The following is a 24,743-nucleotide window of genomic DNA, read 5'->3' as shown; positions in this document are numbered from 1 at the left end:
GCCTTGACCATCGTGCCGTCTTGGTGTTGGGCACAGCATTTCCGACTTCGCGATGCAATATTCCAGTTGTACTCCTACGTCCCGAAGTTATCCACAGTCTTGCGTGTTGAAAACATTGAATTGTGAATAACATTGGTGTAATTTGTGGATAACTTGTCCTCATATCCGCGGCGCGAGTAGGGTTTGCAGGGTTTGTCGTATGTCTATTTTCGTAAGGAAATATTTTCCGAAAAGTCCATTGTTTCATGGTTGCTGTGCATTGATATGCAGAATTATTTCGTGCGATATTTCGATATACCGAAGTTCTTCATACCAATAATTCATGAGTGCTGACACGTTTCGGCGATAAGCGGGAATGTGTCTAGTCGCCTGTTTTGGCGAATTTCGCAGCATATTTTGACTTGGGACTAGGGGTAGGAGTAATTTGGTAGAGCTTGACTCATGAGGAGCCGTGCTTTTGCATGGCTGAAAACAAACCGGGAGCATATTATGAAGAGGACATTCCAACCGAATAACCGCCGTCGCCACATGAAGCACGGATTCCGCGCTCGCATGCGCACCCGCGCAGGCCGCGCCGTATTGAACCGCCGTCGCGCCAAGGGCCGCAAGAACCTCACTGTCTGATTAATCGGCGGCACGGCATGGAGCGGCTGAAAAGCCATCGCGATTTTGTCCAGGTGCTGAAGCGTCGCAGAAAAGTCACTGAAAAGGATATCGTCGTGCATTTTTTGGTGTGCGACGATTCTTGTTGTGATTGCGCTCAAGCGCATCATGCCGCTACAGCACAAGCAGAATCGACCGACGAGGTTATGGGAGCTACGAGTGTTTCCGTACCTAAGGACGCCATTCGACAGAAAATGTCGAGCAGGCGCCTTGGCCTCGCTGTGTCCAAAAATGTCGGCAACGCTGTCTCGCGCAATCACGTCAAAAGACGCTTCCGCGTATTGGCCAAGGCATACGAAGATCGACTGCCCGAGCATTGTGACATCGTGATGCGCGCCAAGCCAAGCGCCGCACATGCCGATTTCTCTTCACTCGACAAGCAGGTGGGGGAGTTGTTCGACGCGGTCAGCCGAAAGGCAATGCAAGGCCATAAGGTTCGTGCAAATCGGCAGAGCGGCCAATTATGACTGTTAGCTCGAATGTCTCTGCCGCACATTCTTCCCATTCGCTCGTAGCTCGGGCGATGCTTGCTGCCGTGCGTTGGTATCAAGTCCATATTTCCGCCGGTAATCCGCCTTGCTGCAAGTATTATCCGTCCTGTTCCAACTATGCGATTCAGGCGGTGACCCGTTATGGCGCGGTTCGCGGTGGATTGCTTGCCGTGCTGCGTCTTTTGCGCTGCCGGCCGTGGAGCAACGGTGGCATCGACGATGTGCCCCAGCGCTATTCGATTTTTTATAGATTTTCTTGGTCCAAAGCTCACGAAGAGCCGCGACTGACCCCATTGGCCTCGGACGTGAAGGAGACGGCCTGATGTTTACCAATCCCGATTACAACAACTTCCTTCTTGATAAGGGGCTGTTCGGCTGGGTTTACAAGATCCTGACACCCATCGAATGGCTGATGAGCGAAATCATGTACTGGTTCCACAAGCTCATGACCCTTATCGGTTTGCCCTCGAAGGGGCTTTCGTGGATTCTTGCGATTGTCTTCCTCGTGCTCGTCGTGCACGCCATCATCCTGCCGATGTATATCAAGCAGATGAAGTCCATGGCCAGGATGCAGGCCCTGCAGCCCAAGATGATGCACATCCAGAAGAAGTACAAGGGCAAGACGGACCAGGCCAGCAAAGAGGCCATGAGCCGCGAGACCATGAAGCTTTACGAGGACAACAAGGTCAACCCGATGGGTTCCTGCCTGCCTATGGTCATTCAGGGCCCGGTCTTCATGTGCATGTTCTACATGCTTTCCGCCATTCCTTATATTGCACACGGTTCGCGTCGCACGCTCGGCGCCTTCGACAGGGCGACGGCGGCGGAATTCGCAGACACGCACCTCTTCGGACTTAAGATTTCCAACACCTTCGGCATGGCCGATACGTCCGGCAAGATCATCATCGGTATCTTCACCTTCCTGATGTGCGCGGCCATGTGGTATATGCAGTTCAACAACATGCGCAAGAACCTGCCCGCCGCCTCCATGGAAGGCTCGCAGTACAAGATGCAGCAGATGATGACCTGGATCTTCCCGCTGATGTACATCTTCTCCGCAATCTCCATGCCGTTTGCCGTGCTCGTTTACTGGCTGACCAACAACATCTGCAACATGCTGCGCTCGCTTTGGCAGGTCCACGCCTTCCCGACCCCCGGCTCTCCGGCCGAGGAAGCGAAGATTAAGCGTGACCATATCAACGAAAACAAGCGCCGCGCGAAGACCGGCCAGATGTCGATTGAGGAAGAGGAGCTGCAGAAGGCCGAAGAAGAGGCCAAGCGCCGCGAAGAGCAGGGATTCCAGCGCGCGCAGCCCAAGCGCAAACGCAAGAAGAAAAAGTAGCCGATTCCGGCTCCGATCGCAATGTATTACATTGACTGTTCGGGGCCGGGCATGGTTTAGACTTGAGAACATTACGTTGGTAATAAGGAGTGTGTTTTATGGCACGTGACGAGGAAAAGACAGTCGAGCAGCTCAATGACGAAGCTGACATCGCCGCTGACTATCTTGAGGGCTTGCTCGATATCGCAGATTATGAAGGAGATATCGAGATGGGCGTGCGTAACGGTCGTCCGACAGTCCAGATTGTGGCCGACGATGATGAGGACATCAAGAACCTTATCGGGCACGACGGCGAGGTCGTTGATGCATTACAATTGCTGACCCGTTTGGCCGTCCAGCAGAAGACGGGGGATCGTTCCCGGCTGATTCTCGACGTCGATGGATACCTCAAGAAGCGTCGTCAGCGTCTGCGTGACCTTGCGCTTGATGTCATCGACGAGGTACGTGAGACCGGTGAGCCTGCCAATCTTGACCCCATGAACTCCTTCGAGCGCAAGGTTGTGCACGACTTGGTTCGTGAAGAGGGCCTGAAATCACGTTCTCATGGCGAAGAGCCTCACCGCTATGTCACTATTTATCTGAAGCCGCGTCCGTCTGATAGCGACTTGGATGATGAGGAAGTCGACGAAGAGGATGTTGTCGATATTGACATCGACGAACGGGATGACGCTCGGATTTCTCGTCGCTCGCGTCGTAACTCGGCAGTTGATGATGAAGGTCACCAGAATGACGATGTTGAGGATGAGGATGAAGCGACGGATGAGGAACGTTACTAATTCTTCTGATTCGATGAAAACCATTCAACTTCATTAATATGTTTGGAAGCCATAGTGTCAAACTATGGCTTCTTTTTATTTGTTTTTCCTTGAGTTCGTGAAGACAGGTCTTGATTCTGGTTCCTGTCTTTCTTTATTTCTATATGGGCATTGTGTCTGATAGATTTTTTAATAGTAATTGTTTGATTAAGGGATAAGATGGAAACTCGTATACATACTGACGAAGAACTCGAACAATCCACAGTACTTACTGATGTCTTCGGCTCTGCATTCGATCAGATGAAACTCTTCAAAGATAAACTGGCCCGAGAAGGCGAGGAGCGTGGGATTATTGGCCCGCGCGATGTTGACATCATCTGGGAACGTCATATTCTCAATTCAGCTGCTATTGTTCCCTTTATCGAAGCTTCGACAGAAGATGAACGATTCAAGACCGTTGCGGATATTGGTAGTGGTGGTGGATTTCCTGGGATCGTCGTCGCTGCCTGTTTACCAGATCATGATGTCACTCTTATAGAGCCGATGGAACGTCGTGTTGACTGGCTCAACGAATGTGTCACTGAACTCAACCTTGAGAATGTTACGGTTGTTCGTCAACGTGCAGAAGACTATATCAAGGCTTTGAAGCACGGTAAAGAACTGCATCCTTTCGCTGTGGTCACTAGCCGCGCAGTGGCCCCAATGACCAAACTGAGTGGTTGGACTTTGCCTTTGGTGCGGCATGGTGGCCAGCTGATTGCTCTTAAAGGCCGTTCTGCTCCAGCTGAGGTGCACAAAGCTGCCAAGGAGATTCAAAAGAACGGTGGCCGTAATCCACAAGTACTTGATGCACCCATAGCTGATGGTTTTGAATCTACGTATGTAGTGATTGTCAACAAGAAGTAATCTGGTCAGTCAATCGGGAATGTTTCACGTGAAACATTCCCGATTTTAATATCATATTGTTTCACGTGAAACAATTTTGTATCTGATTCTAAACTCTCTTCTAATTTAAAATCTTTTATCCAAGACTTGTTGATTTCTCACTTGTTTTGCGAATGATTCTTTTCAACATTAGTTTTGTTTCACGTGAAACATCTGGTTTTCGGATATACCCGCTTTGGTTTTTGTAAAATTGATTCTCTGCAATCTTTAATTATGTAACGAATTGATTGAATCTTTTCCAATAAAACTTTTGTTTTCTTTCTTTTGTATTTAAAAATCGAATAAATATTTATTTGATGTTATATTTCATTACTCAAGAACCTAAAGTTTGTTTTGGATAGATTGTGCACACGTAACAGTTGAATAGAGTCTGTTTCTGTCCTCTTATATTGTTAATTTGTTTCACGTGAAACATTCTTAGCGTGCATCCAATTGTGGATAATGCCAGTGGATAATTGGTGCCGAGTGTGAGGGCATTGTAGTCGACTTATCCACAATTTTGAGAGCTCGAAAAGTTATCCACATTTTGAATGATATTACATTATTTTTGAAAAATGTTGAAATTTCAACTCTTTTACGAACAGATTTTCGAATGAACCAGCTTATGCACAAAAGTTACGCACACTTATCCACATGCTTGTGGATAAGTGTGTAGATATTGATTCTGTCCATACGAATGACGAAACTAGAGTAACTAGTTCAAAAAATACTGTGCACATTTCCACAGTCGATGATTGACGGCGGGTAGTCGTAGGGAGTTGAGCAATATGGAATCTGCCTCGGAAACCATCAAACGAATTTTCGGTGGAAATGGTAATTCTGTTGGTGCTGAAATGGCGGAGGTTTCCTCGCGCTATAACGCGTTGGAACGTGTCCGTTTCCCCAAGCCATCACGTACACGCTACATTGCTGTGGCGAATCAAAAAGGTGGCGTCGGCAAAACAACTACAACTGTTAATATAGCTGCAGCATTGGCTTATGCCCATTCAAGAGTCCTTGTTATCGATATGGATCCACAAGGTAATGCTTCTACGGCGTTGGGGGTGAAGCACAATACAGGAGAGCCTTCGACATATGACGTACTTGAAGGCCGGAAGAGTATTGAAGAAGTTAAACAACGAAGCCCTGTGTTCAAAACCTTGGACGTTGTTCCTGCATCAATCGACTTAAGTGGTGCCGAGCTTGAAGTTGCCGACATGGAAGATCGGAACAACTTACTGAAAAATGCTATTTTCAGCTTTACCGAGTCTTCGAAAACTCATTACGACTATGTCATCATTGATTGCCCTCCTAGCCTTGGTCTTTTGGTGATCAATGCGATGTGTGCTGTTAATGAGGTACTGATTCCGATTCAAGCGGAATACTACGCACTTGAAGGACTTGGTCAACTTATTCAGACCATTGGATTGGTTCAGGAACACTATAATCCCGCGCTTCTGGTTTCTACGATGCTGGTTACGATGTTCGACCGTCGAACGTTGCTCAGTAAGGAAATTTACGACAAGGTCTACGAGCATTATCCGCACATCGTTCTGAAAACGACCATCCCTCGAACCGTGAAAATATCAGAGGCGCCAAGTTTCGCGAAAAGTGTCATTGAGTATGATCCGCATGGCATGGGAGCTGTCTCATATAGGGAAGCGGCGTTGGAAATAGCCCGAAGGTCTCCTTCGGTTTTGAAGACAATACAGACTAGGAAGCAGAGGAGTAACTGATATGGCATCAAAGTCGCGTTTGGGAAAAGGCCTTGGTGCATTGTTCCCTGCTTTGCCTGGAGAACCAGCAGTTTCCGATGAAGATTCATCAGAGTCTGTGTCAAAAAAAGCGCATGAAGAACAGGCTAAAGGTGCAGTAAAGAAAGCTTCTCCGACATCTGTATCGGCCAATGTTTCACGTGAAACATCGCATGTTGCCTCTGAAAATGTGAAAGACCAACAGGCTGACCAGTCGTCAAAGCAAGCAAAGACGGTAAACCAGAAGAATGTTTCACGTGAAACATCGGGCAAACTGAGTCAGAAGGCTGAGCAAGATAAGAAACTTAGCGCAAAGAGCGTTAAGAAGAACAATTCTCAGAAAAAGAACGCTTTAGAGAAGAATGTTTCACGTGAAACATCACCTTCGGCTTCAAGAAGGCGCAGAGAGATGCCTTCTCTGAAAGAAGGAATGGCGCATCCAAGTGATTTGTTCTTTGGTAGTACGGTTAGTGATAAGGCTGTAAACACTGGGAATACCGATTCAAAGACATCAACTCTAAGTGAGAAGGGTGTTGCCAGCAATCGCGAGGCGTTACCAGGTACGGAATCTTCGAATACAAGCACGAAAAAGCAAGAAACTGCGAATCCAACCGAGTTGAAGCCGGTTCAAGGCGGTTATCTGGTTGAGCTGGAGCTGGATCAGATAGGCCCTAATGCCAATCAACCGCGTACCATCTTTGATGAGGATGAGCTGAAGGAACTCGCTGCTTCTCTTAAAGAAGTTGGCGTGCTGCAGCCCGTAGTGGTACGCAAGCGCCCGGCGAATCAGAAGATAAGGCAACAGATTTCGCAGGTAGTTGGTTCATCCAACAAGCACCAGCAGCAAAACATGGACAGCGAGTATGAGCTGATCATGGGAGAGCGGCGTTGGCGCGCAGCTCATCTTGCCGGTTTGAAGACCATTCCCGCAATCAAGACAACCACCGACGATCAAATGCTTCGAGATGCTCTCTTGGAGAACCTTCATCGGGTGGCATTGAATCCGCTTGAGGAATCGGCAGCCTATCAGCAGATGATGGAAGACTTCGGCTTGACGCAAGAGCAGCTTGCCAAGTCGGTTTCCAAGTCGCGCTCGCAGATTGCCAATACCCTGCGGCTCTTGAATCTGCCTCCGTCAGTACAGAAGAAAGTGGCCGCTGGAGTCCTTTCGGCGGGCCATGCGCGGGCATTGCTGGGCCTCTCCAGTGAAGAGGAAATGGAGAAGCTGGCGAACCGAATCATCGCTGAAGGGCTTTCTGTGCGCAGCACAGAAGAAATCGTGGCGATGAAATCTGGTGGAGAAAACGGATCGAAGAAGCAGAAGTCTAAGAAAGACAACCCTTGGGCTCAGTCTCTGATTCAGCACAATCTTGAGAACCGTTTCGATACCAAGGTTTCGATTAAGGGGAGTAAGCAGCACGGTCGCATTGAAATCGTGTTTTCGTCTCCAGAGGACATGAACCGCATTGTCAGCCTGTTGATGCCTGGCCAAGGCAGTAAGCCCGGTACTGAAAACGGTGGAGAAGACGGCTGGGTCTGATTGCGTCCTCGAAAGTAATCTCGTAGTTTTTGAGAGCATAGAACGAGAAAAGCCTTCGAACAATCATTCGTTTGAATGAAGTTGTTCAGAAGGCTTTTCTGTATAGGTACAGCCAATGGCGATTACTGAAACCAGATTGGTTCAGGATGAGTCGTTAAAGAGCTGTCAATATAGGGGCACAATCAGCTGATAATTACCAGAGGCCATCTGAAGCTTGACAAAAGCAAACTCCAGATAGGCATAAGATTGGTAAAAGACTAATTACTGAAGGCTGTCTAGGTATTCCTGAGCGTCAAGAGCGGCGCGGCAACCCATGCCGGCGGCAGAAACAGCCTGTCGATAGACGCTGTCGACCACATCTCCAGCTGCGAACACTCCAGGCAAAGAAGTGCGGGTAGAAGCCCCGTCCACTTCGATATAGCCCTTCTGATCGAGTTTTAGTGCGCCATTGAGGAATTCGGTGGTAGGAGTGTTTCCTACGGCCACAAACACGCCTGCAGCCGGTATTTCGGTGGTCTCACCGGTCTTTACGTTGCGGACGATAACGGATTTGGCGCTGCCGTCTTCGCCGTTGATCTTGTCGACGACGGAATTGACCATAAACGACATCTTGTCGTTGGCCTTGGCGCGGTCAACCATGATTTTGGCGGCACGGAATTCGTCACGGCGATGAATCAGCGTTACCGATGTACCGAAGCGGGTAAGGAACTCAGCGTCGGTGAAGGCACTGTCGCCGCCGCCGATCACCACAATGGGCTTGTTGCGGAAGAAGAATCCATCGCAGGTAGCGCAATAAGAGACGCCCTTGCCGGAGTATTCCTTCTCACCGGGCACGTCGAGTTTGCGGACATTGGACCCGGTGGTTACCACGATGGCTGGTGCTTGGTACACATCGCCCTGGTCGCAGGTAACGCTCTTCATTGCACCGGCATCCGAGCCGTCTCCAAAATCGACAGACACCACATCATCGAAGACAATTTCGGCACCGAACTTCTCCGCCTGCTTCTGCATGCTGTCCATGAGATCAGGGCCCATCACGCCATCGGGGAAGCCGGGATAGTTCTCGACCTCGGTGGTGTTGATGAGCTGTCCGCCCGGGGTCAAAGCGCCCGCAATGACGAGCGGCTTGTAGCCGGCGCGGCTGAGATAGATGGCCGCGGTATAGCCGGCGGGGCCGGAACCGACGATGATGACGTCGCGTACGTTTTTCTCGCCGTTATCTTGCTGTGTATTCTCTTGAGTCATAAAAACACTCTAACATTTTGCCGGGCTTATCGAAACCTCATACACAGGCTATTGATTTGAGGGCGGAAAATCGCGTTACCGCCCGCAAGCGATGTGTCACCTTATGCAATCACAATCAGCTCGTCACGGCAACATAATTCGACATTTGATGCAATATCGGTATATTGGATGCAGCCCATGGGCAGCCCCATTGCATAATCGCGACAGCGATGGCGAAGAGCAAAATCAACAACAGCAGAATCCGAACTGGTTTGATGCCAGGCTGCAGTCTCAGTAGCCCCCGTAAATACTCGCCGTGGGCCGTTTGACTTCACCGTCACGGATCTTGCGGCGAAGTGGCCAACGCCAGAGCAACGCGGCGAGAATGAACAGAATTGCGTACACGATTAAAGATGCAATCACCACGGGGATGAGTGAGGGCAACTTTGACGCTGGGGATTGCTTACCGTTGTTGATGAACTGAACAGCGCCGTTGGCACCTTGATGCGTAAGCTCGGCAGGCACGCCGTCGGACACCTTCGCCCAATACTTGAGTTTGCCGTAGGCGATCCAGCGCAGCACCGGTGTGCCGTATTTCGGTTCGCAAGTGGTGAGGGTGATCATCCGCTCCGTAGGCTTCGTGCCCGGATTCTCGGGATTCGCGTCGACTACCGACACCTGATCTGGCGTTACTTTCTTGAAGCTGGTGTAGTCGTAGACGTACCAATAATCCTTGGTACGCAGCACAATCGGGTCTCCTACCTGGAGTTTGTCAATGTCTCCTAACGGCTGTCCATAGCCGTTGCGGTGGCCTGCAGCGGCAAAATTGCCGACCTGTCCGGGCATCTGTGTGTGCGGATAATGCCCCATACCGTGCTGGTTGAGTTCCACCGCATCAGTGCCCTCGACGATATTGCGCTGCCATTGGTCGCCGAAGCGTGGGATGTAGATTTGCGCAATGATATCGCCGGAGTTGGCCGTGGTGGGCTGCACCGGGGAGCGTCGCTTTGCGGCTGGGCTATGGAGACGCCTTTCGCCGAATTCGCGGACTTGGCCGGGTCGCTCCACGAGACGGATTGGCGCTGTTCGGCCTGCGTATGCTCTGACTGTACGCCCGTCCACCACATCTGCCAGATGATATACAGCGCACAAATGGCGGCCACAGTAAACAGAATCTCCGCAACGATGCCCAACACCGTCCACAGGCGCTTTGAAGCGGAGTGAGAGCCTCCGACTGCGGTATTTCGTTTATGGGAATTTGAACGGCCAGAACGTCCAGAACGTCCGGTGCTGTGCGCTTCGTCCGCTAGCCCGGTAAAGTTGCTCTGCCAGTCCTGGTCAGCCTGGGCTGGCTTAATGACCTGTGTCTGAGAAGCTTGGATGGGTTGCGTGCCCTGAGCCTGCCCAGCCGCACGTCCGAGGCTGCTTGGCCCGTTACCCCAAGCCTGTCCGGTTGCGCCATTCCCGACTCCTGTACCTTGGCCAACCCCGGCCTGCATAGGAGGTAGGTCGCTCCGCGTCTGTTCCCAGGGGGCGCTCGCCGGCTCCTCCTCTGGTTCGGTCTCGCCGAAATCCTCAAAGGCTTCGTCAAAATCGGTGAGTTCGATGTTGTCTCCGCGCTTGCCTTTGCCGTGCACGTTGTCGTCGTACCGGCTGTTGTTAAGTCCCTGTTCGTATCCTTCGCCTAGGCGCTCGCTGTCATTATTCATATTGTCGTTCAACCCCTTCATTCCACGCCTCATTTCTTAATCCCGTTGCCGTTGTTCGTGCTTGCGTTGCCGCTGTTACCACCAGCCGAGCCGCCGCTACCGTCGTCTTCCTCATTTTCGGCTTCCTTGCCCGTGCCCTTCATCACCGTGGCATACCGCAAGGTCTGCAAAACCGGCGCTTCAGGGAACCGCAGGTCATTTTTGTCCTCGACCTTCCAGCCTAGGCCGAACGCGCTAACGTATTCCTGATATGTCTGAATCGCCTTCGAATTGTTCAGCGCATCGCGCATCGCGTCGCCCGGTCCAATAGCGGAGATGGTGTACGGCGGCGAATACTGTTTGCCTTGCAGCATAAGAATATTGCCCTTGCAGATGATTGCGGAATTGTAAAGCACGCGCTGATCCTGAATCATCATTGCCTCCGCGCCGCCTCTCCACAACGCGTTGACCACCGATTCGATGTCCTGCTGGTGAATGACGTAATCATTGATATTCGCAGTCGTCCCAGTGCCTGAATCCGAGACCATGTGCTGCCAAAGTGGGGAGTCGTTGAGCGTCACCGAAATCCCAGGCCCGGTGACTGCGGGAAGCATGGTGCCGGAGCCTGGGTCTTCGCTGGAATTCCCGGTTTTTGCGGCATCCTTGCCGGCATATTTATTGAGTGTATTGATTTGTCCGCCGAGCGATTTGACCTGTTTCTGCAATTTGTCGACCTGATCGACGCGTTGTTGCACCAGTTGCGCGGTATCAGAGGAGACGACGCTGGTCTTGTTGACGCGCAGGTTGGTCATCAGCAGAAACCCGGTGAGCGCGACCACCACAAATACAGCTACCCCGCCAAGCCGCGACCGCCTCGCCTTGTGCCTGCCCGGAGTTTCCTTCATGATTTGTATTGTCCTTCAAACTTACCCACGCTCTTGTTTCGAGTGTACACTAATATGACGTTTAGCCTATTGAATGGAGACTACGCTTATGGCTGACGAAGAGCTGGACAAGGGCACCGCTGCCGCCTCGACGCAGGATGAGGCGCAGAAGGCATGGGATGAGCCCGAAACGCAGACGGATAATGACGCCGTTGATGACGAGAAGGAATCTGCCGCGCAGGTTTCTGATGATTCCGACGACGCCAAAGCCGATGATTTTGCCGAAACAGACGACGCTGATCAGGAGGAAATCGACGACGCCGACCTCGATCTGCCGATGGACAAGATCGAGGAGCTGTTGAGCGCGACGAGCGCTGACAAGGCGACGATGACTCCGCAGATGCGTCGTGTGGCCCAGCGTCAGGCTGAGAACAACAAGCGCGTCGAGGAGACCATCAAGGGCACCAAGGCGAACCCCGGCTGGTTCGTCCCGCTGTTTTGCTTCCTGATGATTCTGGGTCTTGCGTGGGCCGTGGTGTACTACCTGACCAGTAAGTACCCGGTTCCCGGCATCGGCGCTTGGAACTTGCTGATTGCCTTCGGCATCGTGATGGTGGGCTTCATCATGACCATGTGGTGGCGGTGATTCCGACTAATCGCTGAGTCTGCGAACTGGTTGGGTCTGTTAATTCGCAACCCGTTAGTTCACGAACTCACTAAGTCCGTTAATTTGTCAGTTTTATCAGTCCGCTGAGGCTCGCGGGCTGATCGCATTGCTTAGATTAGTGCGCACAAGTTGTATATAGACAACTTGTGCGCACTTTTTATTTGGTAAGTCTTAAAGTGCATCGCATCGTTCGACGTATTGGTCGTTTGGCGGTGTCGCGAACCCATAGCCATATCGGTAAATAAGAGTAATTGACTTCCTCGGATGTACTACGTAATGTATAACATGTTTACATTTGACAGTGTATTATCACATTTTACGTAATTAGACATGTATATGTGACTGTTTACGAGGGAGAGAAAGCATGACGGGTTTGAAGAATCGATTGCCGCACATACGTAAAGGCAGGAGACCAGCAAAGCGCGGCGGTCTGTTCTCCGCCGTCGTTGCGTTGGTCGCTGGTGTGGCGATGGTGCTGCCATCCGGCGCTGCCGTGGCCGACCAGCCTTCCGAAGGAAGCCAGGCTTCGGCCCAGGTGCAATCCCAGTCGTCGCAGCGCCCGTCTCAGACTCAGCAAACGCAGGGGGCGCAGCAGTCCGGTCAGGCTACTCAGTCTGGTCAAGGACAAGCAAGCCAGTCGCAAACACCTAGCCAGTCCTCGCCGTCCGGCCACTCTCAAAGGCCAACACGAACTCAGGCGGAGGGGACGGGGCAGACGCGCTCGCATCATCAATCCCCGCAGTCCAGCGCCCAGGGCGGCAGCGCTGCATCTCAATCAGCGTCCCAGTCTCAGTCAGCGCCTAGGGGAGGGCAGTCGTCCCTTCCGTCGGCCCAGGGCCTAGCCCCGCGTGGCGGTAGTCTCTTGCGCTCCGGGTGCAGAATCGATATTGATGCAATTGCCGACTGCTTCCCGGACTATACGATGGAACTGGCAGTCATCGATGCGCTACGTCCAGCTTCATACACTTATGGTGACACATTCACGACAAGCATGGCCAACAGTATAACTACGCTTAATGCTGATGGCACCGCGAGTTTGACTGGTGTAGATCTGTTGCCTAATCTGGTTACTCTCAACGCGTCGGGTGACTGGACACTTGATGATGTGAGTCCATTGTCGGGGTTGACGCATTTAAGAACGCTGAACCTTCATGAAGATAATATTTCGAATATATCTGCTTTGTCCGGGCTTACAGGCTTGACAAGACTTGATCTGGGTAACAATAACGGCATTTCTGATTTGTCGCCATTGGCTGGCATGACGCATCTGACGTATTTGGATGTGTCTCAGAACGCTGTGTCGTCCATCTCTGCTTTGTCAGGGATGACGGATTTGGAAACGGTGATTTTGAAGGATGGCTACATCACTGATATAACGCCATTGTCTAATTCCAGCGCCAGCTTGCGGACTTTGGATTTGGAGAACAACATCAGTATTGCAGACTATTCGCCGTTGACGTCGATGACGAATATGACGTCATTGAGTTTGGAATTCGATCCGATTGGCGACGCTGTCTTGGCGTCGGTGGCCGGCAGTATGGCGAACTTGACGACGTTGAAAGTTGCAGAATGCAACATTACAAATCCGTCGCCCATCGGCAGTTTGACACGACTACAATTTTTAGAGATATTCCGTAACCATATCTCGAATGTGGCAGTGTTTGCCAATATGCCGACCCTCACCTACCTTGATTTGGCCGAAAACAATATCATAGATATCTCTCCTTTGACGGCATCCACAGCTCAGCTGTCTGGTTTGACGTTCTTAGGTTTGGTTGATCAAAGGGTGACGGAAGTGCCGAAGGCTCCGTCGACGGCTTTGACTGCGCATGGGGGCAAATTGACCAGTTCGCCCGACACGTATGCTGCCATGGACACGAGCTACACTCCTTCGCCGGCGACAGGTTGGAGTTATAACGCATCGACAGGTACGATGACGTGGCCTTCCACGACGCCGGCTCCAACATCATTGAGATTTGGATTCTCCTCGCCCGTGACGATTGGCGGCGCATCTGATACTTTCGACGGTACGGTAACACGCGGGGTGCAGGTGCTGCGTGGCGTGACGTATGAGATTGGCCCCGATGGTGGTTCGTGGATATCAGTGACTCCGGCAACTGACTCTGTAGATGACGGTGATCCAGTTGCCAGTGCGCCGACGATTACTGGTCTGACGCCTCCTACCGGTTGGCACATGGATGGCTGGGACTATGCCTCGTCTCACAATGGTGCGTCGCTTGGCACGTTCAAGTTCGGAACGTTGCCTACGGCTACCGCGGTGACGCAGGATATCTGGGTGCGTCCGCATTGGGTGCGTAATACGCATTATGTGCATTATACAGCCGGTACTGGCGGCACGTGGAATCCGTTGCCTGGCGCGGTGCAGGTAAGTTATGGTCTGACAGTTGCGCAACCATCCTTGACGGGACTAGCCCCCTCCGCTGGCTGGCACCAGAACGGTTGGGTGTATGCTGCGTCTGCCACTGGTTCGTCATTGGGCTCGTTCACGTTCGGTTCAACGACGATGCAAGATAAGGACATCTGGGTTCGTCCGAACTGGGTGCGTTCCTCGTATGCGATTTCCTATGATTGGAACGGCGGTTCTTGGGCAGGCAGTGCATTGCCGACAACTGCTGTTTATGGCGATGCTGTCAGAGCGCCTTCGTCGGCAGGCGTAACGGCCGCTGCTCATCAGCATTTTGGTCATTGGGAATATAAGACTACGCCTACTGGCTCGTGGACAAGATTTAGCGGTAGCTTTGCGATGCCGGCTGGTGATGTCGTGATTCGTCCGGTGTGGGCTCAGACCACGCATCAGGTGACGTTCGATCCGAACAATGGCAGCTCGACGACTACATCCACTGTCAACGACGGTGACACCATTGCTGAGCCTTCGGTATCGAAGGCTGGCTGGCATGTGGATTATTGGGCGACGGTATCCAATGGAAGGCATTGGAACTTTGCGACGGACACGGTGACTGCAGATGTGTCATTGACGGCGCATTGGGTACGTACGTCGTACACGGTTGCGTACGAGCCTGGTGCCGGTGCATCGTGGAGCCCGTTGCCAGGATCTGATTCGGTGCCGTATGAGTCGACGGTCTCGCAGCCATCAGTTGCGGGTCTGGTTGCTCCTGCCGGCCATCATCAGGATGGCTGGGTGTATGCGTCGTCGGCCGGTGGCCCGTCGCTGGGCTCGTTCACGTTCGGTTCGACACCAATGCCCGCATACAACATCTGGATTCGTCCGAACTGGGTTGTTGACGGTACGTCTGGCAATGGCGGTGGTAGTACACCTGGTCATGGTGGTAACACGCCTAGCCACGGTGGTGGTAACACACCTGGCCACGGTTCTCCTTCTAACGGTGGTAGCGGTGCCTCTACAGGCCCGAATGCTTCCGGCTCTCACACATCCAGTTCGCCGAATGCTTCTGATTCCCCGAAGACTGGTGTAGGTGCCACGATAAAGAAGGAATTGTCGAAGACAGGTTCGGCCATTGGCGTTCCCGCCGGTTTGATGGCGGCTTTGCTGGTGCTAGCTGTTGGGCTTGAGATCTTGAGAGCTGGCAAGTCCAGGCGCGGTCGCCATGGTCAGTTGGACTGATTTCGGAGACAGAGTGCTTAACCGATAAGTAGTAGTAATGAATGGGACGAACATGAAATGTGTTCGTCCCATTTTGTTTGGTGATTCAGTCTATGGCAAGAAACGCCGTAATGCATATATTTACGTGAAGATTTAGTGATGAATTACTTACGTAATTAGATTATTTGCGACAGTGAATATTGATGCTGCGTTACGGCCGACTTTAATTTTATGTGGCAAATAGAAACTGCATGTAGAATATTTCAATAGTATGACAAATAAGCAATGAGTCATTTCTGGTAAATTTTATGACGAAATAGTTTTTCGTTTAAAGTAAGAAAACGTCATGATTTGGAGTTGTGCACAGTAGTCAATCAGCTGTTGTGGATTGCTGTGGATAAGTTTAAGAAAAATTCATTGAGATTTAAAGATATGTGTATAACTTGCTGTCCACATTGTGCACATAGGTAAAGCCCAGCAAAATGAACGATTTTGCAACTTGTTGTGGATAAATTGGTTGTTTTTCCTCTTCCATTCCACCTCTTATACCCAAGTTATCCACACCGTTTTCCACAATTGTGGAAAACTACATGAATGTAATTAAAGTGCACGAGTGTCATCACGTTAATGATTAAGATTATGGATTTCAAGCAATTGGGTCGGATAAAAACTATGGCAAATACTTTTAGATTTATATTATTAGAATTTGCTAATTTTAGGAATCAGATAAAAAATGTCATGCTAATATGGGTAAAGATAGTTGGGGCATACTGTGTATGGATCAGTATTGCTAGGGTGAGAGCTTAAGTGGGGTTGTTCCCCACGAGGGAGAGAAAGACATGGCAATACGTAAAGGATTGCGCGACGTTGCCGCAGCATTATTGAGTGCATCGATGGTACTGGCATGCGGCGTTGTTGGTATGGGCGTCGCAAATGCTGCTCCGATCCCGATTACAGTGTCTGGTAATGATGGTCAGATAACGATTAAAAATGCGGGAAGCGATCACAATTATAAGGCAGTCCAAATTGCCAAATATGATTCGGCTTATCAAGTGAATTCCAAAATCTCTGAAGTTAAAGTCGCTTCGTTATCTTCGTCTTCGCAGATGAATACAGCGATTAGTACAGCATTGACTCAAATGGGCACTACCATACCGACGACGACTGAGTGCAACACCGATGCTATGTGCTGGATATCAATGCATTGGCTTGGTTTTAATAACGGATCTGCAGATAATAGCGATAAGACGTCGGAACGCAATCCTTATGTTGGCAAGTTGCGCGATTTTGTTACCGCTTTGCATAATGATCAAACAAACTTTAGGCCACTGATAAATGGTTCTGGATTTACAGCAACTACTAATGGCACGACGGCAGTGTTCACTGGCTTGCCAGAAGGTCTGTATGTCGTTGAGGATTACACGAGTTCTTCATCGAGTAATGAGCCGAATTCAATTCCGATGTTGGTCGGAACAACATTAGGTTCAAGTTCAGAGAAATTCAATCAATTTGAAAGTGCATCAGTACCGAATACAGGAGAAATAACTGCAAAGACAGATAGCCCAACGGTAAGTAAGAGACTCGAATATACGACTAATGCAGGTAACCGAAAGAAAAAGCAGGGGGAGGCTCTTGCCGATGGCGATATCATGCATTTCCTGTTGCTAACTAAAGTTCCTATGACTACTGGGTTTAGTAAGTACTTCTTTAGAGTGACCGATTTGCCTAGTGCGGGGCTCCAATATATTAATAATAGTCGATTCACTGCTCCCAAAGTCACTGTAAACGGCGTTAATAAAGATGTCATTCCTGCGCCGGGTACAGCTATCGTTCCGGCTCCAGACAAGGTATATCTCAATCAAACTCCGGTCAACGGTTCGCAGCAGCTAGGATTTACTTTCCCACAGATAATGAGTTACACTCAGGGCAGTAAAATCGAAATTAGATACAGCATGAAAATTACCGGGACTGGTCATCAGAACAACGTTGCGGGCATTGATTGGTCGAGTGACGTCAATAATCAGCCGAACAATAATTGCATCGCTGATCCTGCCGCAAATTGCGGCACAGTTCATCACAGTGATACTGCCACCTATAGCATGTCAAGTTATTACATGACGCTCAGAAATATCGATGGTGCTGATAGGGAAGTGCCAATCGGTGGAGCGACGTATAAAGTGTTGCAAAATGGCTCTCCATTGACATTCAGAAAACTTGGTGATGGTCATTATGTGTATCATTCTGGGGACGATACGCAAGTGACTACTAACGTGGTGGCTTCCACTCAAACTGGAGTGCAGGGAGCTCGTGCGATTTCCTTCGTACAGCCGAAAATTCGGCAAGTGGCCGAAGATAACGAAGGATTAGGTTGCTTGAAGCTCGACGGTCTTGCACTTGGTACATATACCATTGAAGAAGTCGCCCCGCCTGCAAGTAAGCCAAATGCAGAGCTGCTGAAGTTCGATGTCAAGTTCACAGCTGATGACAGCAATCACGGTACATACGTGAGCTTACTCAGGGATTACAATGGCGGATTGGTCCAAAAGCCTGTTGCATCGTCTGATCATCTGGGTGCAACCCTTAGCGTGAATGTCACCAAACAAAGTGGAGGCATCATGGGCGTGATTAATTCCTTCAGAAACGGAATGTTCGGTTCTGGGAGCTTAGCCCAAACTGGTGTATCTCTACTAATTTTGCTTGTTCTGTTGTGCTGCTTGCTTATCGCCGGCACGATGATATTGAGCCGGCGTCATCAGATTAGCCGATAGAAAGGCTGATATGTCAAAGTGCAGAAGTAGTTAAATTAAAGTCTTGGCTTGTAGTACAGTATTTGGTAGTGCGTGCTACAAGCCTAAAAACTTCAAGCTTGAAGGTTTTGTCAGTGACGTGCAAGGAAATGCTTTGAGGAGTTAAGCATGGAGATGTGATGTGTTTGGCAGAGCATCAAGGGCGTAAGTCCTGCTGCAAGCTTGGACAATCAGAAGTGTATTTCCGGAAAATACAAGGAGAAAAAAATATGAAGTTAGGAAAAGGGTTACGTGGAGCAGCGGCCATGGTGCTGTCTGCTGCCACCCTTCTCGCGCTGGGTGTTACTGGCGTAGGTTCGGCCAATGCGGCTGACCATGATCAGACCATTGGTGCTAATGATGGCCAAATCACCATTACCGGTGGTAAGGGACATACGTTCGAAGTTTCCAGGCTCGCAACGTATACCAATGTTGCTGCTGATGGCGACACCGCCACGAGCAACATCACCGGCATCGCCGTTACCACGGATAATGCCACAAGAGTCGTGCAGGCTGTTACCTATGCAAATGGTGGCGTGCCAACGGATGCCGCTTGGGATTCTGCGAACCCAATGAACTGGGTTGCACAGAACTGGCTCGGCTATACTGGAACTGATTCGACTTCGAGTAGCGACACCGCAAATCTCGGCGATCCGGATAATACGACAGCGAAGAAGCCGTACAGCGGCAAGCTGCGTAACTTTGTGACGGATTTGACGACTGCTGCTACGACGATTACTTACGCGTCGGCAACTCAGAGCGATTCGGCTGCTCCTGCTACTGATCGTATTATCACTGGTCTGACTGAAGGCATCTATGTCGTTAAGGACACGACTGCCACCGGCAACCGCGCTATCCCGATGCTTGTTGGCACCACTGCTGGTTCAAATCAGTTGACGAACTCTTCAACTAAGACCAACATGGTTGGTAAGATTGAGCTGAAGCAGAAGGACGTTACCGTTTCTAAGGCTGTGACCAAGCTCAACACCAATCCTTCGGATCCTGGTACGGCGACGATTTCGTCTCCTACTGAAGCACAGTGGAAATCTGCACCTCTCAACTCGATGTTCGGCTTCCGGATTACTGCCAAGGTGCCGATGACGACCGGCTTCAAGAACGGATACACTTTCAAGGTGAAGGATACCCCGACTGCTGGCTTTACGCTGCAGGACAGCCCTGCACCGTTTGCAGCTCCGGTTGTTAAGATTGATAACAATGGTACTGTAAGCACTTTGACTGCTGGAACTGATTATACGTACACAGCTCCGTCGGGATCGGATCTTTCGTTTACCTACGATTTCTCCAACAGTGTTCTGAAGTGGAGCTATGACTCAACGATTACTATTGATTACACGATGAAGCTCTCCGCTACCGGTGATCAGTCCAACAAGGCGACTGTGATTCATAGTGTTGATCCCAGCAATCCTTCTACTACTACTGAGACCACGCCGAACGTTGATCCGACGGATCCAACTCACAACTCTGAAATCGTGCTGTCAACTTATACGATCAACCTGACTAATGTCCTTAAGGGCACTTCAACTGGGCTTCCAGGCGCACAGTTTACTGTTAAGAACGGTTCAGCTGATCTTAAGTTCACGCAAGATGGATCTACCTATACTTACGATCCTAGTGGCACTGTTACTTCGGTAACCACTGGTGCTGATGGTAAGTTGGTCGTTGCTGGTCTTTCGCAGGGTACTTTTACGTTCACACAAACGACTGTTGGTACGCATAATCCGAGTATCTCGGAAGCTGTCAAGCCTACGTTCAAGATTGAAATCGCACCTGGCACTACTTCGGGTACCACTCCCGGCACGAAGTTCACGCTGACTCAGGATGTTTGGCATCTCACCACAGTCACCGATGGCACCGGTTCTCCGACGCCGTCCACCACTGTCAAGGACAGCACGGATAAGAATGTTGCTATTCAGGTTCTGTCTGTGACCAGCCTTGCCTCTCTGCCTCTCACTGGTGGTGCAGGCATCATCCTGCTCGTGGCTCTCGTTGTGCTCTGCGCTGCTATCGTGGTAGTCACCTCGGTCGCTCGCCGTCGCAACATGGCTTCCGCTCGCAAGTGAGGTCTACGTCTCTAGAAGTTTAATGTTGGGTTGAACTTGTAGAAGATATCTAAAGGTGGTCAGTCTGGAATGAAAATTTCAGACTGACCACCTTTTGCTATATGTGGCTTGTTATGTATTGCACTAGTGTATGGTAGTATTGTCTGCTTTTTGCGAGACAATAAAGTAATTATTTGGGTAATTGAAGTTGATCAGCGGAATGGGCGTATGAAACATACAAAGCAAAAAGAACCGCAGACTCTTGCGGCCTTGCCTTTCGATGAAGTCATCAAGCCCCATAGGAATCGTGGGCAGTATGTCTACCGGATTTTCATCGAGCTCGTCCACGACATCTTCGTTATCCTCACCGTCATCCTTATTATGTGGGCTCCTGTTCATTGGGCCGTCAATGCACGGTCCGAGTCATTGGCTGCCATTCAGGCTGAACGAGATGTGTTGAAGTGGCCGCGTGGCGATGTGGCAAAGCAATATCATGCAGCTCAACGCTACAATGAACAAATTGCTGCTTCAGGGCAGACCACATTGGGCGAGGTAAAGGACCCATTTGACCCCAATCCAGATGAAGATACTGAATCAGTCAAGGATCAAACGTATCAATCAATCTTAAATAGTCCGACCGGCGTAATGGGAACGATTCAGATTCCCAAGGTCTCGATTCATTTGCCGATTTATCATGGTACATCTCGTGCGATATTGCAGATAGGCTCCGGACATCTTTATGGCACTAGCGTGCCAGTAGGTGGCAAGTCGACTAATACGGTGCTTACAGGCCATCGTGGTTTACCTGACGCCTTGCTCTTTACTCGGCTCGATGAGCTCGACAAAGGTGACATCATCTATATAAAGACGATGAACCATACCATGGGTTATCGCGTTACCTCTATTCATGTGGTGGAACCAGACGATGTGCATCTGTATAAGGTGGTGCCTGGCCAGGATTTGCTGACACTCATGACTTGCACACCGTACGGTGTCAATACCCAGCGACTGGTTATTACCGCCAAACGAGGCAATATTCCGCAGAACATTCCTCCCCTGGAGGATGTTGCGGCAGATGCAAAACTGTACGGCCTCTTGACCGTCTTTATAGTGCTAGTTGTCGGCTTTATCCTCGCGCTGCGTAAGAACTATCGTGAATTGGTGCCGCCGCCGTGGCACTATGACGGTACACCGATTCCGCCATCACTGCTTCTGCCTCGATTCGTCGATGAGCGTGGATTGCCGCCTATGGGTGTCTTGGCCCATCGCAATCGCCCACGTCACCAAGGGCGAAAACATCCCCCAAGAAGGAATGACGCTGGATTCTGCGATGCAGAGGTTCTGCAAGCATCATGTGAACTCTCTGGAGCAGGCATCAGCGTGTAATGAGTAGTTACGCTGATGCCGGGGAGAATCCTATATGTTGAGATGCCATGGTGCCAAAAGATACTTGAGGCTTAAGGCATCGCAGAAAGCATGACATCCGAAGAGGATATCAAAAGACCAAGTTAATGAGTTGGTTTGCTATGACGGGTACTGTCACAGCAAACCAACTCGATTCTTGCTTAAGGGCACAATGAACTAGTCGCTTGGAAATACAACTGAAAATGCAAAAGGTGCGATGGAAAACATGATTGAATTCCATCGCACCTTTTGTGTTGAATGCAGATCGTCAGATTAGTGGGGCTGTAAGGCTGCAGTTACCTCCGGAGCACACCACACTCATGTCACATACCGCGTCAGGCGAATTAATCGGCCTGCATAGCGGTACTAGTGAAAGGATTCCGGTGTGTGTCTGAACCTCTGCCGTATAGCGTCGTCTGACGAATTAGTGGGCTTGTGGAGTAGTAGTCCCGCCAGAGGTCGTGCCGGTGGCGCCACCGGTAGTGGTGCCTGTTGAGCCGGACGTGGAACCTGAGCCGCCTGTGGTCGTGGGAGACGGGGCGGGAGCCTTGGTGCTCAGGGTGATGGTGCTGCCCTTGTCCACCTGCTGGCCAGGAGAAGGCGACATTCCCGTAACGATGGCGTTGTCGTCGCTCGGATTGCCTTCGGTGACACTGACGGTGAAGCCCTGCAGCATGCCACGGGCTTGTGCCAGGGTCGTGGTGCCGAGCGAGATAGTGTTTGGCACGGTGACCTTTGGCTTACCCTGCGAGACGTAGACGGTGATATTGCCCTTTTGTGCGAGGCTGGCGCCAGCACCCGGGTTGGTGCGTGTTACCAGGCCTTGAGCCACATCGTCGGAAGTCTCTTGCTGTACGACGACGGTGAATGCCTTGAGTTGGTTGAGCGCTTGATCCTGCTGCTGGCCGGTGACATCGGGCACCTTGGCCACGCCTGAAGAGATATAAAGCATCAACGAAGTGCCTTTGTCGGTAGAAGAACCGGCTGCCGGATCGGTGCGCGTGACCATATCCTTCGCCACGTCGTTGCTGTCTTCGGTTTGCGCAGTGGGTGCGACCTTGAAACCGGCCTTCTCAAGCACCTTACGCGCTTCTTCCTGCGACTTGCCCTTTACATCGGGCACCTGGCCGGATTGCGGGCCAGCGGAGAACCAGACATCAACAGTCGAACCTTTGGCGGCCTTTGCGCCGCCCTTGGGAGACTGCTTGGTGAATGTGCCCTGGGGCTCGCTCGAATCGGTGTCCTGCTTTACCTTCATCTTTAGGCCGACTTCATCGAGTTGTTCCTCGGCCCGCGCCTGCGTGGTCGTAGAGGTGAAGGTCGGGACGGTGACCATCTCGGTCTTCTTCATATGTGTGACGCCGAAAGCGATGCCAGCGATGGCCAGAATGGCCACAATGGCACCGATGACTGAGCCGATGATGATTTTCTTTTTCTTACGAGCCTTATCTGCTGCGGCTTTTTCGGCACGGGACTTGAGTGCGGTGTTGCCGGCAGGTTCAAGCTGCGTTGCCGCCGCGTCGCCGTACGTGCCGGTGAGCGGGTCAAAGGCCTGCGTAGCAGTGGTCTCGACGGGGTTCATCGCCTCTGTTGCCGCGGTTTGCTCGGCCTGCTTGCGTTCCTTCATGTTGGCAAGATCGGTGAGCGGGTTGAACGCTGCCGCCACCGGGACGCCGCCGTTCATGTAAGTGAGGATATCGTTGCGGAACTCGGCGGCCGTTGCGTAGCGGTTTTGCCGGTCCTTGGCCATGGCCTTGGCACAGATCTGATCCCACATCTTGGGCAGGCCGGGCACGAGCGTGCTGGGCGGGGTGGCCACTTCAGAAACGTGCTGATAGGCGATGGCCACGGCCGAATCGCCCTGGAATGGAGGGCGTCCGGTGAGCATTTCGTAGAGCACGCAGCCGGCCGAATAGAGGTCGGAACGCATGTCGACGGTTTCGCCGCGGGCCTGCTCGGGAGAGAGGTACTGCGCGGTGCCCACCACACCCTGTGACTGGGTCATCGTGGCCACGGAATCGTCGAGCGCGCGGGCGATGCCGAAGTCCATGACCTTGACCATGCCCTGCTCGCTGATCATGATGTTGCCGGGCTTGATATCGCGGTGGATAATGCCCATGCGGTGCGAGTAATCGAGCGCGTTCAAGACGCCGAGCATCACCTGTTCGGCATCGCGCTGGCTCAGCGGGCCGTTCGCCTTGATGATATCGCGCAGGGTCTGGCCCTTCACGTACTCCATGACGATGTATGGCACGCGCTCGGTGTTGCCGTCTTCGGTGGTGATTGCTTCTTCGCCGGAATCGTAGATGTTGACGATGTTGACGTTGTTCATCTGCGCAACGGAGTGCGCCTCACGAGCGAAGCGCTTCAGGAAGATATCGTCGTTGGCCATATCGGAACGCATGATCTTGACCGCCACAACGCGCCCCAGACGCGTGTCCTGTGCGATATGGACCTCGGCCATACCGCCTCGGCCGATGAGTTGCCCCAGCTGATAACGGCCGTCTGCCAGGGATGTTGGCATATTGGTGCTCATTGCTGCTCCTTCCGGTTGCGCGTAGTTTCCACTTCGCCGGCATTGTCTTGGGTTAAGTTGTTGGGCGTTCCGATGTCTTGTATGGCATGGACGGTCGCCGTCATGGTGTCCAATGCGGCTTGCACTTCCGGTGCATAGCCGCTGGTTGCAGTGCTGGTGGTCGTATCGTTGTCGTCGGATTCAATGGACGACTTGGATGAGTCGGTTGTGAGAACGCTGTCGTCAACGTTGCTGGCTTCGGTGGTGGCATTGCTCTCGTCAGGGTTATCGACGTGTTCGGTGCTGTCGGTTTCCCCGGTTCCGGTGACAGGCTCTGTGCCGTTGAAGGCAGTGTCGCCGGCATTCGTGTAGTTGCCAATGCTGACGATCTCGGTGCTGCTGACGATGAGGGCTTTGCCGGTGTTGTCGGCAGGCTTGTCATCGGATTGAGGTTCAGGTTCGG

The 24,743-nt window shown here is 51.3% G+C and carries 16 protein-coding genes and 1 pseudogene; 13 read left to right on the top strand and 4 right to left on the bottom strand.

Annotated elements, in window-relative coordinates; genetic code table 11:
- Positions 1-489: 489 nt before the first annotated feature.
- The 8 genes from rpmH (at position 490) to OZX57_RS08555 (ending at position 7,469) form a co-directional block, all read left to right on the top strand.
- Positions 490-624, top strand: coding sequence for a 50S ribosomal protein L34 (gene rpmH, locus OZX57_RS08590; protein ID WP_277162214.1), 135 nt, complete (start codon positions 490-492; stop codon positions 622-624).
- Between the two features lie 17 nt (positions 625-641).
- Positions 642-1,130, top strand: a complete 489-nt coding sequence (gene rnpA, locus OZX57_RS08585; RefSeq protein ID WP_277162213.1) for a ribonuclease P protein component — start codon at positions 642-644, stop codon at positions 1,128-1,130.
- A gap of 56 nt (positions 1,131-1,186) precedes the next feature.
- Positions 1,187-1,477, top strand: coding sequence for a membrane protein insertion efficiency factor YidD (yidD, locus tag OZX57_RS08580; RefSeq protein WP_277163002.1), 291 nt, complete (start codon positions 1,187-1,189; stop codon positions 1,475-1,477).
- Positions 1,477-2,496: a membrane protein insertase YidC gene (yidC, locus tag OZX57_RS08575; RefSeq protein WP_277162212.1), complete on the top strand. Its 1,020-nt coding sequence runs from the start codon at positions 1,477-1,479 to the stop codon at positions 2,494-2,496. The genes yidD and yidC overlap by 1 nt, the downstream gene beginning before the upstream one ends.
- Positions 2,497-2,594: 98 nt before the next feature.
- Positions 2,595-3,272, top strand: coding sequence for a R3H domain-containing nucleic acid-binding protein (locus tag OZX57_RS08570; protein WP_277162211.1), 678 nt, complete (start codon positions 2,595-2,597; stop codon positions 3,270-3,272).
- A 198-nt stretch (positions 3,273-3,470) separates the two neighbouring features.
- Entirely contained in the window at positions 3,471-4,157 is a 687-nt protein-coding gene (gene rsmG / locus OZX57_RS08565) for a 16S rRNA (guanine(527)-N(7))-methyltransferase RsmG (protein WP_277162210.1), read from the top strand.
- A gap of 806 nt (positions 4,158-4,963) precedes the next feature.
- Positions 4,964-5,911 carry an AAA family ATPase gene (locus tag OZX57_RS08560; protein ID WP_277162209.1) on the top strand — a complete coding sequence of 316 codons (948 nt, stop codon included), beginning with the start codon at positions 4,964-4,966 and terminating at the stop codon, positions 5,909-5,911.
- Between the two features lies 1 nt (position 5,912).
- On the top strand, positions 5,913-7,469 hold the full coding sequence (locus OZX57_RS08555) for a ParB/RepB/Spo0J family partition protein (protein WP_277162208.1): 1,557 nt from the start codon (positions 5,913-5,915) through the stop codon (positions 7,467-7,469).
- A gap of 261 nt (positions 7,470-7,730) precedes the next feature.
- On the opposite strand, the gene trxB is transcribed toward OZX57_RS08555, so the two are convergent.
- The 3 genes and pseudogenes from trxB to OZX57_RS08540 form a co-directional block, all read right to left on the bottom strand.
- The gene (trxB, locus tag OZX57_RS08550; protein WP_277162207.1) at positions 7,731-8,714 is read right to left on the bottom strand and encodes a thioredoxin-disulfide reductase; all 984 of its coding nucleotides are present in this window, start codon (positions 8,712-8,714) and stop codon (positions 7,731-7,733) included.
- Positions 8,715-8,829: 115 nt separating this feature from the next.
- Positions 8,830-9,898 (bottom strand): annotated as a pseudogene (locus OZX57_RS08545) (class E sortase).
- A 533-nt stretch (positions 9,899-10,431) separates the two neighbouring features.
- A complete protein-coding gene (locus tag OZX57_RS08540; protein WP_277162206.1) occupies positions 10,432-11,286 on the bottom strand; it encodes a DUF881 domain-containing protein in 855 nt (284 codons plus the stop codon).
- Positions 11,287-11,374: 88 nt separating this feature from the next.
- Here OZX57_RS08540 and crgA point away from each other — a divergent pair, with 88 nt between their 5' ends.
- From crgA to OZX57_RS08515, 5 genes are all read left to right on the top strand, one after another.
- Positions 11,375-11,911 (top strand): cell division protein CrgA, encoded by a 537-nt coding sequence (gene crgA, locus OZX57_RS08535; RefSeq protein WP_277162205.1) that lies wholly within the window; start codon positions 11,375-11,377, stop codon positions 11,909-11,911.
- A gap of 385 nt (positions 11,912-12,296) precedes the next feature.
- Positions 12,297-15,536 carry a leucine-rich repeat domain-containing protein gene (locus tag OZX57_RS08530; RefSeq protein WP_277162204.1) on the top strand — a complete coding sequence of 1,080 codons (3,240 nt, stop codon included), beginning with the start codon at positions 12,297-12,299 and terminating at the stop codon, positions 15,534-15,536.
- An 818-nt stretch (positions 15,537-16,354) separates the two neighbouring features.
- Entirely contained in the window at positions 16,355-18,283 is a 1,929-nt protein-coding gene (locus OZX57_RS08525) for a hypothetical protein (protein WP_277162203.1), read from the top strand.
- Positions 18,284-18,531: 248 nt separating this feature from the next.
- Positions 18,532-20,382: a SpaA isopeptide-forming pilin-related protein gene (locus OZX57_RS08520; RefSeq protein WP_277162202.1), complete on the top strand. Its 1,851-nt coding sequence runs from the start codon at positions 18,532-18,534 to the stop codon at positions 20,380-20,382.
- Positions 20,383-20,589: 207 nt separating this feature from the next.
- The gene (locus tag OZX57_RS08515) at positions 20,590-21,747 is read left to right on the top strand and encodes a class C sortase (protein WP_277162201.1); all 1,158 of its coding nucleotides are present in this window, start codon (positions 20,590-20,592) and stop codon (positions 21,745-21,747) included.
- A gap of 442 nt (positions 21,748-22,189) precedes the next feature.
- On the opposite strand, the gene pknB is transcribed toward OZX57_RS08515, so the two are convergent.
- Positions 22,190-24,301, bottom strand: coding sequence for a Stk1 family PASTA domain-containing Ser/Thr kinase (pknB, locus tag OZX57_RS08510; RefSeq protein ID WP_277162200.1), 2,112 nt, complete (start codon positions 24,299-24,301; stop codon positions 22,190-22,192).
- Positions 24,302-24,743: the final 442 nt, after the last annotated feature.

The organism is Bifidobacterium sp. ESL0682, assembly GCF_029392815.1.
Taxonomy (GTDB): domain Bacteria; phylum Actinomycetota; class Actinomycetes; order Actinomycetales; family Bifidobacteriaceae; genus Bifidobacterium.
This window is presented reverse-complemented; position numbering and strand designations above follow the sequence as displayed.